This is a genomic window from Actinoplanes sp. L3-i22, assembly GCF_019704555.1.
Lineage (GTDB): Bacteria > Actinomycetota > Actinomycetes > Mycobacteriales > Micromonosporaceae > Actinoplanes.
In genome coordinates this window covers 8,134,333-8,146,844 of the sequence record NZ_AP024745.1, presented here as the reverse complement: position 1 = coordinate 8,146,844, position 12,512 = coordinate 8,134,333, and the positions used below count along the sequence as shown (strand labels likewise).

At 72.5% G+C, this 12,512-nt stretch carries 10 protein-coding genes; 2 read left to right on the top strand and 8 right to left on the bottom strand.

Going from position 1 to position 12,512, the window contains the following annotated elements:
* Window positions 1–8: 8 nt before the first annotated feature.
* The 8 genes from L3i22_RS36600 to L3i22_RS36565 all read right to left on the bottom strand — a co-directional run bounded on the left by L3i22_RS36600 (window position 9) and on the right by L3i22_RS36565 (window position 10,465).
* Window positions 9–2,006: a response regulator gene (locus tag L3i22_RS36600; RefSeq protein ID WP_221322043.1), complete on the bottom strand. Its 1,998-nt coding sequence runs from the start codon at window positions 2,004–2,006 to the stop codon at window positions 9–11.
* The gene (gene cheB / locus L3i22_RS36595) at window positions 2,003–3,070 is read right to left on the bottom strand and encodes a chemotaxis-specific protein-glutamate methyltransferase CheB (protein WP_221322042.1); all 1,068 of its coding nucleotides are present in this window, start codon (window positions 3,068–3,070) and stop codon (window positions 2,003–2,005) included. The genes L3i22_RS36600 and cheB overlap by 4 nt, the downstream gene beginning before the upstream one ends.
* The gene (locus L3i22_RS36590) at window positions 3,067–5,139 is read right to left on the bottom strand and encodes a response regulator (protein ID WP_221322041.1); all 2,073 of its coding nucleotides are present in this window, start codon (window positions 5,137–5,139) and stop codon (window positions 3,067–3,069) included. Before L3i22_RS36590 ends, cheB begins: the two co-directional genes overlap by 4 nt.
* 1 nt (window position 5,140) lies before the next feature.
* Complete coding sequence (locus tag L3i22_RS36585) at window positions 5,141–6,604, bottom strand: methyl-accepting chemotaxis protein (RefSeq protein WP_255657437.1); 1,464 nt, start codon at window positions 6,602–6,604, stop codon at window positions 5,141–5,143.
* A complete protein-coding gene (locus L3i22_RS36580) occupies window positions 6,604–7,137 on the bottom strand; it encodes a chemotaxis protein CheW (RefSeq protein WP_221322039.1) in 534 nt (177 codons plus the stop codon). The genes L3i22_RS36585 and L3i22_RS36580 overlap by 1 nt, the downstream gene beginning before the upstream one ends.
* Entirely contained in the window at window positions 7,134–8,513 is a 1,380-nt protein-coding gene (locus L3i22_RS36575) for a protein-glutamate O-methyltransferase CheR (protein ID WP_221322038.1), read from the bottom strand. The genes L3i22_RS36580 and L3i22_RS36575 overlap by 4 nt, the downstream gene beginning before the upstream one ends.
* Window positions 8,510–8,983 carry a chemotaxis protein CheW gene (locus L3i22_RS36570; protein WP_221322037.1) on the bottom strand — a complete coding sequence of 158 codons (474 nt, stop codon included), beginning with the start codon at window positions 8,981–8,983 and terminating at the stop codon, window positions 8,510–8,512. Before L3i22_RS36570 ends, L3i22_RS36575 begins: the two co-directional genes overlap by 4 nt.
* Window positions 8,984–9,124: 141 nt before the next feature.
* A complete protein-coding gene (locus L3i22_RS36565; RefSeq protein WP_221322036.1) occupies window positions 9,125–10,465 on the bottom strand; it encodes an acyltransferase in 1,341 nt (446 codons plus the stop codon).
* Between the two features lie 301 nt (window positions 10,466–10,766).
* Between L3i22_RS36565 and L3i22_RS36560 the strand changes: the two genes are divergently transcribed.
* Both L3i22_RS36560 and L3i22_RS36555 read left to right on the top strand, forming a co-directional pair.
* The gene (locus tag L3i22_RS36560) at window positions 10,767–11,573 is read left to right on the top strand and encodes a CAP domain-containing protein (protein ID WP_221322035.1); all 807 of its coding nucleotides are present in this window, start codon (window positions 10,767–10,769) and stop codon (window positions 11,571–11,573) included.
* Window positions 11,574–11,748: 175 nt separating this feature from the next.
* On the top strand, window positions 11,749–12,495 hold the full coding sequence (locus L3i22_RS36555) for a L,D-transpeptidase family protein (protein ID WP_370644269.1): 747 nt from the start codon (window positions 11,749–11,751) through the stop codon (window positions 12,493–12,495).
* Window positions 12,496–12,512: the final 17 nt, after the last annotated feature.

The following is a 12,512-nucleotide window of genomic DNA, read 5'->3' as shown; positions in this document are numbered from 1 at the left end:
CCTTTCCGTCAACCGGAGCGGCGGGGCTGGCCGCGCCGCTCCGGGCCGGGCGGGGACTCGGTCGGTGGCAGCGTGAAGCGGAAGGTCGCGCCCTGGCCCTCCTCGCCGTCCGCCCGGATCTCGCCGCCGTGGCGTTCCACCGCGCGGTGCACCGTGGTCAGGCCGATGCCGGTGCCGGGGAAATCCCGGGCGTCGTGCAGGCGGGCGAAGGGACGGAACAGCTCGCCGGCCTTCCCCGCCGGAAAACCGGCCCCATTGTCCCGTACGAAATAATCGCCCTGCTCGCATCCGACGATGATCACCGGTTGCTCGACCTTGCGGGTGAACTTCACCGCGTTGTTGATCAGGTTCTCCAGGATCACCCGGACCAGGCCCTCGTCGGCGTCGGCCGACATGTCGTCCTGGACCTGGAACTCCACCTTGTGCTCGGGATCCCGGCCGGCCACCTCGGCGCACACCTGACGGGCCGTCGCGGTCATGTCGAACGTGGTCCGGCGCAGCTCGCCGCGGCTGGCCCGGGCCAGGATCAGCAGCGACTCGACCAGGTCGGCCATCCGCAGCGCGGCCGCGTGGATCCGGGTGATCCGGTGCCGGGTCTGCTCGCCGAGCTCCTCGTCGTCCGCCTCGTCCAGCATGTGCTCGGCGAAACTGCTGATCACCTGCAGCGGGCCGCGCAGGTCGTGGGAGACCGAGCCGGAGAACGCCTCCAGCTCCCGGTTGCGCCACTCCAGCTCCTCGACCAGCGCCGCCCGGGTCTCGGCCAGCTGCCGGGCCGCCCGCTCCTCGGCCGCGTCCAGCTCGCGGCGCATCAGCTCCTCGCGGATCCGGCGCGACTCGTCGTGCGTCTGCTTGCGCCGGATCTGGGCGCGGACGTGCACGCGCAGGCCCTCGGGGACGTCGTCGGCGCGGACGTAGTCGTCGGCGCCGGCCGCCAGGCAGTCCAGCATGGCGTCCTCGACCCCGGTCATGACCAGCGGGATCTCGCCGATCTGCGGCACCTCGCGGATCCGGTGACAGGCCTCGCGGGCGGCCGGCAGGTCGCCGTCGACGCCGAGCACGATGCAGTCGGCGGTCTGCTCGGCGAGCAGGGCCAGGGCGTCGGCGACGCCGGTGCAGGCGACGATGTCGTACCCGTCGGCGCGCAGCGCGTCCGCCCAGTCCTCCAGGTCGGCGCGGGCCGGGCTGACCGTGAACACCTTGCCCGGCCCGTGCAGGCTGCCGAGCGCCTCGATCGGCAGCGTCTCGGCGGACTGCCGCAGCACCGCGGCCAGCTTCGCCAGGACCACCGCCAGGTCCTGCTGCTTGCGGACGAACGCGTCGGCGCCGGCGTCCAGCATCTGCATCTCGGTGGCGTAGTCGTCGGCCGCGGTCATCAGCAGGCACGGGGTGTCGCGCAGCGCCGGGTCGAGCCGGATCCGGCGGATCACCGTGGCGCCGTCGATGCCCGGCATCACGCCGTCCACGATCACCGCGTGCGGGCGGCGGTCGGCGGCCATCCGCAGGCCCTCCTCGCCGCCGTTGGCGGTGATCACCGCGTACCCCTCCGGCTCCAGCAGCTCGCGCAGCTGTTCGCGGAACGTCATGCTGTCGTCGATCACCAGGATCGTCGGGCTGCCGTCGCCGGTCCGGGCGGAGATCTGCTCGCCGAGCAGCTGCCGGGTGCGGGCGACCACGTAACCGGCGTCGTACGGCTTGCCCACGTACTCGTCCGCGCCGATCCGCAGCCCGGCCAGCCGGTCGGCGACCTCGCTCTCCACCGACAGCAGCATGGTCACCACGCCCACGTGCCCGGCCGAGCCGCGCAGCTCGGTGAGCAGCTCCAGGCCGTCCGCGTCGGGCAGCAGCACGTCCAGGATCGCCGCGTCGAACTCGGCGGTGGTGAACGCCTTGCGGGCCTCCGCGCCGGTCGCGCACAGGATCGTGGTGAACCCGTCGTCGGAGAACGCGTCGTTCAGGTCCATCCGCACGGTCAGGCTGTCGTCGACGATCAGCACGGTCGGGCTCATCGGCGGACCGCCGCGGGATGCAGCTCGGCCAGCCGGGCCGAGATCCGGGCCGGCGGCAGGATGTGCATCGCCGCGCCGATCAGCGCCGCCTCCCGGGGCATGCCGTAGACCGTGCACGAGTGCTCGTCCTGGGCGAACGTGATCGCGCCCCGCTTGCGCATCTGCAGCAGCCCGAGCGCGCCGTCCCGGCCCATGCCGGTGAGCAGGCAGCCGGCCGCCATCGCGCCGTACTCGGCGGCGACCGACTCGAACAGCACGTCGACCGAGGGCCGGCAGGAGTGCCGGGGCGGGCCGTCGGAGAGCCGGATCACGTGGTCCCGGAGGTACACGTGACGGTCCGGCGGGGCGAGCAGGACCTGGCCGGCGAGCGAGCGCACCGGGACGCCGTCCTGCGCGTAGCGCACGTTGCGCCCGGTCTGCCCGGCCAGCCAGTCGGAGAACGCCACCGCGAACTGCTCGCTGGCCGCGATGTGCTGCACGCACAGCACCGGGGTCCGGAAGTTCGCCGGCAGCTCGCGCAGCAGCTCGGTGAGCGCGGCCGGGCCACCGGTCGACGAGCCGATCGCGACCACCGCCATCGCGCTCGGGTGCGGGGGAGTGACCGGGGCCGGCGGCGTGGGCGCGGGGGCCGGCTTGGCCCGGCCGTCCAGCCGCGCCCGCGGGTGGGTGATCACCCGGATCCGGGACACCATCCGCAGCGTCCGGCGCAGCCGGGGCGACCAGTCCGCGTCCGACTCGTCGCCGCGCGGCTTCTCCATCACGTCCACCGCGCCCGCGGCCAGCGCGTTGTACGTGCTGAACAGCTCCTGCCGGTCCGCCGACGAGACCACCAGGATCGGCGTCGGGTGCTCGGCCATGATGTGCTCGGTCGCCTGCAGCCCGCTGATCCCGGGCAGCATCATGTCCATCGTGATCACGTCCGGGCGCAGCCGGCCGGTCATCTCGACGGCCTGCTCACCGGTCACCGCCTCGCCGACCACCTGCAGCTCCGGGTCCTCGGTGAGGGCCTCGCGCAGGTGGTAGCGCATGGTCGCGGAGTCCTCGACCACCAGAACCCGGATCATGCCCGTACCACCAGCCCGCGGATGTGGGTGAGCAACTGCTCCTGGTCGAACTCGCCCTTGACGACGTACGCGCTGGCCCCGGCCCGGATCCCGCGGTCCCGGTCGGCGGCGCTGGCCCGGGAGCTGACCAGGATCGCCGGCACCCCGGCCAGGTCCGGATCGGCCCGGGTCCGCTCGACGAACGTGAAGCCGTCGATGCCGGGCATGTCGATGTCGGTGAGGAACAGGCCGTACCGGCGGGACCGGGCCCGTTCCAGGCCCTCCTCGCCGGAGGCGGCCAGATCGACCTGGTAGCCGGCCGACTCCAGGATGCTGCGCTCCAGCATCCGGGTGGTCAGCGAGTCGTCGACGACCAGGATCGGCAGCGGGGGCGCCATCGTGGCGATCGCCGCCCGGCCGCCGTCCGCGTCGCCGCGCAGCATCTCGGCGGCCAGCCCGTCCGGGTCGAGCACCAGGCGCGGGTTGCCGTCCGCGTCCACCGAGACGCTGCCGATCGCCCGGGTGGACGGGGCCAGGTCCGGCAGCGGCCGGGCGACCAGGGCGTGCGTGCCGCAGAGCCGGTCCACGCCGACCGCGACGGTGCCGTCGCCGGCCTCCAGCATCACGGCGGCGCCCGCGCCGGCCGAGTCCGGCACCGCCCGCCCGGTGTAGAGCGTCTCCACCAGCGGCCGGAACGGCGCGGCGGTGTCCTGGTAGACGAGTTTGCCGGTGGCCGCCGCGGTGGCCGCCTCGGTGGCGCTCAGCCGTACGCAGGCCCGTACCGAGTCCAGCGGCAGCGACGCGACCGTGCCGCCCGCCTCGACCAGCAGCCCGGTCATGCTCAGCAGGGCGAGCGGCACGATCAGCTCGACGATCGCGCCGGCCCCGGCGGTGCTGCGGATCTTCACCTCGCCGTGCAGCTGCGCGGCGATGTCGCGGACCACGTCCATCCCGATCGCCCGGCCGGACACCTCGGTCACCGCCTTCGAGGTGCTCAGCCCGCCGTGCATGACCAGCTCGAGGACCTCCGCCTCGCCGGTCACCACCGAGCCCCGGGCCCGCGCCTTGGCCTGCAGCGCGGCCACGTCGAACCCGCGTCCGTCGTCGGTGCAGCGGAACGCCGCGAACCGGCCGCGCCGCTCCACCTCGAAGGTGATCGTCCCCTCGGCCGGCTTGCCCGCGGTCAGCCGTTCCGCGGCCGGTTCGATCCCGTGCACCACGGCGTTGCGGACCACGTGCAGGAACGCGGCGCTGATCGGGCCGAGCAGGTGCGAGCCCATCTTCACCTCGGCGCCGACGGTGCCGAACCGGACCTTCTTGCCGTCACCGTCGGCCGCGTCCCGGACCGCCCGGCGCAGCGCCGTGAAGATGCTGCCGGCCGGCACCAGGCGCAGGCCCTCCGCCTTGGCCCGGACGTCGTCGAGCTCCCGTTCGATCCGGTCCACCGCGTCGATCAGCCGCCGCCCGGCGGTGCCCAGCTCGCCGGCCAGCCGCTGGGCGGTCGCCCGGGTGAGGCCGGGCGAGGTCCGGCCGCCGCGCATCTGCTCGGCGAGCGTCTCGGCGTCGCGGTGTAGGCGCTCCAGGGTGTGGCAGCCCAGGCGCAGCGGGGCCATCCGGGCGTTCGCCTCCCCGATCGAGTCCAGCAGGTCGTCGAGGTCCTCGGTGGTGGAGCGCGGGGCGATCGGCTCGTGCTCCTCGTCCGGCGCCGGGACCGGTGTCTCCTCAGCAGCAACAGCAGCCGACGACGACGCCGGCGGCGCGGGCGCGGGTTGCGGCTGGGACAGCGCGGCGACCTGCGCGCTGATCACGTCGTTGAGCCGCAGCAGCTCGCGCATGTCGGACTCGGCCAGCCCGGCCGGGTCGTCCCGGTGCGGGACCAGGATCTCCTCGAACTCGTGCGCCCGGTCGGCGATGTCCTTCTGCCGGACCACCCGGGCCGCGCCCTTGAGCGTGTGCGCCACCCGCAGCAGCTTCGCCACCGGCTCCGGGCCGGGCCGCTGGTCCAGGTCGAGCACCCCGGAGCTGATCTCCTCGACCAGCTCCTTCGCCTCGACCCGGAAGTAGCGCAGGGGATCCCGGTTCTCCGGCATCTCAGTGGCCCCGGGATCCGACCATTTCCAGCAGTTCGCCGGAGAGGTTGCTCAGATGCGCCGCGGTCTGCTTGGTCTGCACCGCGCTGCTCTCGGTCTCCCGGGACACCCGGGCGGTGTCCGAGACGGCCACGTTGACCTGCTCGACCGCGGTGGTCTGCTGCTTGGTGGAGAGCTCGATCTCCCGGGTCGCGTCGTTGGTGGTCGACACCAGCTGGGCGATCTCCCGGAACGCGCTGGTCGCGTCGTCGAACTGCCGGGACCCGGCGTCCACCGCCTTGGCGCCGATCTCGGTCGCCATCACGGTGGTGTTCACCGCGCCCCGGACGTCCTCGATCATCTGCCGGATCTCCTTCGCCGACGCCGCGGTCCGGTCGGCCAGCTTGCGGATCTCCTCGGCCACCACCGCGAACCGGCGGCCCCACTCGCCGGCGCCGCTGGCCTCGATGGTCGCGTTGATGGCCAGGATGTTGGTCTGCTCGGCCAGCTCCGCGACCAGGTCGACCACCCCGCCGATCTGCTGCGACTTCTCGCCCAGCGCCAGCATGTGCTGGACGATCTGGTCGACCTGGGTACGGATCGCGGTGATCGACGCCCGGGTCGAGTCGATGGTGGAGTCGCCGGCCCGGGCCGCCGACTCGGTCTCCTCGGCGATCTTGGAGACGCGCTGGGCGCTGTCGGCGATCTGCCGGGACGTGATCAGCAGCTCGTTGATCGTGGTGGTGATCTCGTTCATCGCGCTGGCCTGGTCCCGCCCGCCGTTGGCCTGCTGCTGGGCGGCCGCCTCCAGCTCCGCCGACGAGCTCTGGATGTGCCCGACCGCGGCGCCCACCTCGCGGCGCAGGTCCCGGCTCAGCCGCCAGGCCACCAGCACCGCGCTGCCGGCGGTCAGCGCGCCCAGCACCACGATCACCGCGATCGCGATGTTCGCCTGCCGCGACGAGTGGTTCCGGTCGGCCAGCACGTCGGCCCGGACCCGGGTGGTCAGGTCGTTGAGCGCGGCCTGGACCTCCTTGCGCAGCGGCACCGCCGAGGTGCTGTTGAGCTTCGCGGCGACCAGCGGGTCCTTGGTGCGCTCCCGCTCGGCCATCACCGTGTCGACCCACTCGGCGTGCTTCTCCTCGGCGGCCGACACCCGGTCCAGCAGGGCCCGGACCGTCGCGTCGGGATTGCTCCGCAGACTGCTGAGCTGGTTGTGGAAGTCGGTCCGGTCCTGCGCGGTGGCATCGGAGAACTCCGCGGTGCCGTAGAGCATGTAGGCCCGGTAGTCGCTGAGCCGCTTGTCCATCAGCCCGTTGAGATTGACCGCGCCGGTCAGCTGATAGGTGGCCGCCGAGATCACCCGGTCCTTGGCGTGCACCACGAACAGCATGCAGACCACGGCGACGGTCACCGAGACCAGCGTCAGGAGACCGGTGATCGCGACCCCGGCACCCATCTTCCGGCCGAATGTGTGCCCCTCCATCATGGGGTTCCCTCCGTGAGTTCATGCCCGGCCATGCGGTGGGCCAGGGCGCGGGTGGCCGGTACGTCGATGATCGGCCGGTCGCCGTCCGGCAGCCGGACCATGCCCCGCAGGCAGCCCCGGACCGGAGTCGAGCCGGACGCGTCCACCACGTCGCCGGCCGGTACCCGGACGTGGTGGTCGAGCTGGTGGAAGGCGAGCGCCAGCGGTGGCGTGCCGCCGGCCAGCACCAGCCAGCGCGGCTCGTCGGCGATCGGATGCCCGAGCAGGGCGGCCAGGTCGTAGACCGGGACCACCACGCCGGCGAACCCGGCCAGGCCGCGCAGCGCCGGGACCGAGGTGGGCAGCGGTGTCACCGGCCGGTCCGGGTAGAGCCCGGAGGTCTGGGACAGCCGCATCGCGTACGCCCGGCCACCCACCCCGACCGCGAGCAGCTCCACCGCGTCGTCGTCCAGGGTCCGCAACGGCACCGCGAAGGAGCGATCGAAATCGGCCCGCAGCCGATCGACCCGGGTCTGGATGCTTTCGGTCATCGCCGGGTCCCCCGCGCCGTCGCCGCGTCCAGCTCGGACCGGCACAGCGAGCTCAGCGTGAGCCGCCCGAACCCGCCGCCGAACATCGTGATCCGCTCCTCGGACTCGCGGGCCAGCAGCTCCAGCGCCGCGGCCAGGTCGGCCGCCGCGTTGCCGCCGTCGCCGCGGCGCCGGGCCAGCAGGCCCATCCGCAGCCGGGGCATGGCGAACCCGGGATCGAGGTACGCCGCCAGCCGGTACTCCCCGTGCGCCTGATCCGGTTCGTCCACCTCGTGACACGCGCCGAGCAACTGGTGGGCGTCCGGGTCGGTGCCGCCGGCGTCGATCAGCCGCCGGGCGATCGCCCGGGCCTCGTCGAGCCGGCCGAGCTGGGCCAGCAGCACCCCGCGCAGCAGCAGGTCACCGGGCTCCGCGACGGCGAGCGCCGCGGCGAACCGCTCGTCCCGGAACAGCTCCAGGGCCCGGGCGTGGGCGTCGGCCGCGGGCCGGTCCGGGAGCGGCGGACGCGGCGGGTGCGCGGGACGCGACGGCTGGGGTGCGGCGGTCGCGGCCGCGGGGACCGTCCGCCGGTAGTACACGGTGTCGCCGAAGTGCTCCACGGCGAATCCGGCCGGATCGCTGCCGAGCGTGTCGGTGTGCCCGAGGAACAGGGCGCCGCCCGGCGCGAGCGCGGCGGTGATCCGGCCCAGCAGCACCGTCATCACCGGCCTGGTCAGGTACATCAGCAGGTTGCGGCAGAAGATCACGTCGTACCGCCCGGGCTGCCAGATCCGCGGGTCCTCCGGCCCGGCCACGTTGTGTTCGACGAACTGCACCGAGGAGAGAATTTCCGGGACGACATCAAACCCGTTCGCCGTACGGCGGAACCACCGCCGCCGTTCGTCCTCGGGAGTCTCCCGCAACGACCACTCGGAGTACTCGGCGCGCCGGGCCCGCCGCAGCATCTCCGGGTTCGCGTCGACGCCCACCACCGCGACGATCCAGTCCAGCGCCGGCCGGGCCCGCTGCGCCGCGATGGCCAGCGAGTACGGCTCCTCGCCGGACGAGCAGCCGACCGAGAGCAGCCGCAGCACCCGCTGCCCGGACCGGGCCCGGAGGCGTTCCGGCAGCACCCGCTCGCCGAGCGCGCGGAACTGGTCGCCGTGCCGGAAGAAGTACGTCTCGGTGATGCTGAGCCGCTCGGCGAGCACCGCGGTCTCCTCCGGCCAGGCCTGGCCGGCCAGCCGGGTCAGGTACTCGTCCTCGGCCAGGTGCCGGGCGGCGGCCCGCTCGGCGAGCACCGGCAGGATCGGCACCGCCTCGGTGTCGGTCGTCGTCCACCCGAGCCGGTGCTCCAGGATCCCCCGGAACCGCACCAGCGGAAGCTCCGCCCTCACGCCGGCACTCCCGTGCCGGCTTCCTGCGCGGCGGCCTCCCAGACCTCGTCCGGGACGGTCCGGATGCTGCGCAGGAGCAGGAGGGGCTCGGTGCCGAACCGGCCGACCGCGGCGACCAGCGAGCGGGACGCGCCGGTGAACATGGTGCTGGGCCCTTCCGGCGGCATGGCGTGGACGGTCTGCACGCTGAGCACCGGCCCGGTCGCGCAGGCCACCGGGCCCCGGCCGGCCCGCACCGCGACGTACCGATCGATCTCGGACGTCACCCCGGTCAGCAGCCGGGTCACGTCGATCACCGGGGACGGTTCGCCGCGCAGGATGGTCAGCCCCCGGACGTAGTGCGGCGTCCCGGCCAGCGGACGGGTCGGCAGCGGGCGCATCGTCTCGATGACCTCGGCGAGGGGGAGCGCACAGAAGAGCGGGCCGGCCTGGAAGACCAGCGCGACCACTCCAGCACCTGGCTGCCCCACGGCTCCAGGCTAGTCACCGATCTCTCCGCTTTCGCGAGCTTTGCTCGCTTTGACCGATGCCTTTGCGCCGGGGCAAACAACCCCGGGCCGGCTCCGGCGGGCAGCCGCCCGCCACCCACCGGAGCCGGGGTCTCGGGTCCGCTACTCCTTCGCGGCCCACCAGGTGGGGATCAGGGAGTTCTCGTCCTTCTTCGGGGTCTTGCCGGGGCGCTGCCCGGCCGGCAGGTCCAGCTTCTCGGTGGTCGCGCCGGCCACCTCGGCCTGGTGCCGGGCGGCCGGCTGCCGCCCGGCGACCGGTTCGCCGTCGCGGCCGGCCGCGCCCCAGCCGGCCAGCGGCTCGCCCGCGCGGTTCACCTCGGGCCAGCCGGCCGGGACCGGACCGGTGAAGCCGGGCTCCGGAGCCTCGGCCTTCGGCGGGCCGGCGGCCCGGACCGGGGCGGTGGTGTCCGGCCAGAGCTGCGGGCGGCGCTGGGCGGCGACGTCCTCGACCCAGCCGAACAGCAGCACGGCCACCGCGGTGAGCGCGAGCGTCAGGGTCAGCGTGACCGGCTTCTCCAGGTGGCCCAGGTCGTCCACGGTGAGGAAGGTCAGGATCGGCCAGATCGCCGCGATGGCCAGGTTGTGCCAGAGGTAGATGGTCACCGCGCGGGCGTTGAGCAGCGTCACCGCGCGGTCCGCCAGCCGGAGCTTCGGCAGCCAGGCCATGCTGGGCTGCCAGCGCAGGAACAGCAGGACGAAGGCGAGCGAGTACAGCGACTGCGACTCGGAGACGTCGTTCAGGTCCCAGGCGTCCTCGCCCTGGTGCCCGTTCTGGTAGTAGAGCGCGGCGCCGGCCAGGATCGCGGCCAGGAACACCACGGTGGCCGGGGCGAGCTTGCGCAGCCGGCCGTCCCGGTGGGCGAAACCGGTCACCCAGCACGCCCCGTAGGTGACGAAGTCCCACATCACCACGTCGGCGGTCTCGGGCAGCTCGAAGCCGGACTTGTCGAGCAGCGCGATCGCCACGAACGGCGCGAGCACCAGCAGCCAGCAGGCCGGGCCGAGCTTCTTCCAGACGAACCACATCACCGGGGAAAGAACGATGAACCAGACGTACGCCCGGATGTACCAGAGTGGCTCCCAGGCGTCGACGCCGAGCTCGCTGCCCGGTGGGTCGCCGAGCGGCAGGATCCAGAAGGCGACCTTCCACCACGTGAGCGGGTGCTCGCCACCCTTCTCCCCGGCCCAGCCCAGCACGATCATCGTCGGGACGGCGAGCAGCCCGAGCAGCCACAGCGGCGGAAGCAGCCGCCGCAACCGGGACGTCACGACCTGGGGCGCCGGCCGCCGCTCCAGCGACGCCGCGGTCAGCGACCCGGCCAGCGCGAACATCACCCCCATCGCGGGCATCACGATCGACAGCCAGGACCAGCCGAAGAGGTGGTAGACGATCACCCGGAGAATGGCCGCGGCACGAAGCAGGTCCAGGTATCGGTTGCGCACCGACGAACCGTAGCCACGCCCGCGTGTCGTTGACGCCATCCGCGCGGCTTACAAGAACACCTACCCGGATTACCCCGTTAGCGGGAAGTGTGCCGGAATCGAGTGCGATTGTGCGACGCGTGTGCTTTGGCGGGATACGGCTTTGCGCTGCTCACGCCGTACGCATCAAGGATTGTCGAAACAACCGCGCCCCGGAGCGGACCCGGCGGCGAAGTGACCGCCCCGCGTCTGTGACGTTGGTCCTCCCCGGGAGCGCCCCGGCAGAAGGCGGGGCGCGCGACGGATTGGGATCGACCACGTTATGCGTAAGCCTCTGGTTGTGCTCGGCGTGGCGGCCGCCGCCCTGATCGTGGGTGGGGTCGCCACGACACGCGCGATGGCGCAGGAGCCACCGGACGAATTCCTGGGACTCAACATCTTCGGCGCGCCGGTGCCGGCCGTGTCGGAGGTGCCGGTCGTGGACGCCGCGCCCTCGGACGCCGGGCCCTCGGTGGCCGCGCCCTCGGCGGCCGTGTCCGAAATTTCGCCTGATGTCAGCACTCCGCCGGCCACTCGGCGGCCGGCGCCCGATCCGGTCACCGAGACGCCGTCGGCCCGGCCCTCGGCGACCCGGATCAAGGCCGAGGCGCGGAAGAAGAGCTACGAGGGCGCGGCCGTCGCCGACCCGATCGCCGCCTCGCACACCACGGTCACCGCGCAGAGCGTCTCCGCCAGCCCGGGCTCTCCGGTCCAGCAGCAGATCCTCGCCCTGGTCAACCGTTACCGCGCGAAGTCCGGCTGCCCGGCGGTCTCGGTCGACCGGCGGCTGATCGAGGCGGCCAACCGGCACGCCGCCGACATGGCCCGCCGCGACTACTTCCAGCACGAGTCCCCGAACGGCGACAAGGCCGGCGAGCGGGTCAGCGAGACCGGTTACCAGTGGCGCTGGTACGGCGAGAACATCGCCCGTGGCCAGGACAGCCCGTGGGAGGTGATGGACGGCTGGATGAACAGCCCCGAGCACCGCTCGAACATCCTCGACTGCAAGCTCGACCAGATCGGTGTGGGACTGGCGATCGACGGTGACAAGACGCCGTACTGGGTCCAGGACTTCGCCACCCCGAAGTAAAGCAACCGCCGGGTAACCGGATCACAACTCCCCGGAGCGGGATTCACATCAAGCCGACGACCGGGATGCCGACTGGCATCCCGGTTTCATGTCACCGTCCCTCCCTCGATCGTTTTCGCGGGGCGGTTGTGCTTCGATGTGCGAACGACACTCCTGGGGAGGATGTGATTTGGCAGTGAAACGTGTTACCGCACGTCTCGCGACAGCGGTCCTGGCCGCCGTGGTGGGCGGCGGTCTCGGCGTGTTCGCATTGACGCCGGCGAGTGCCGGCGCCGCTGTGAAGAGCGCACCGGTGACCACCATGGTGGTCACCAAGGCGGCCGCGAAGGCGTGCGCCACCGGTAAGTACCAGAAGCAGGTCGAGGCGTACATCAAGAAGATCGGCGGCTACGGCACGGTCACCGTCGACGGCAAGCAGTCCGCCGCCGACTGTGCCGCGATCGTCAAGTTCCAGAAGCGGTTCGGCATCCAGCCGGCCGCCGGACTTGCCGGCCCGACGACCTACAAGGTGGCGCAGCGCCTCGCCTGGACGAACACCGCGTCCTGCAAGGCGAAGAAGACCGGCATCACCTTCTGCGTCGACCTCTCGCACCAGACGACCTTCGTGATGAAGGACGGCAAGGTCTACCTCAAGCCGACGGTCACCCGGACCGGCATGGACGGGTACGAGACTCCGGCCGGCACGTTCAAGATCAACAAGCGGACGAAGAAGGAATGGTCCGACCCGTACAAGGTCTGGCTGCCCTACTGGCAGCGCTTCATCGGCGGCCGCGGGTTCCACCAGACCACCACGTACATCCACGACATGTGGCGTGGTTCGCACGGCTGCGTCAACCTGCTCCAGGCGGACGCCGCCAAGTACTACAGCATCGGCAAGATCGGTTCGACCGTGAAGGTGTTCGGGCGTCGCCCCGGTACCTGATCGTTCCATTGATGCAG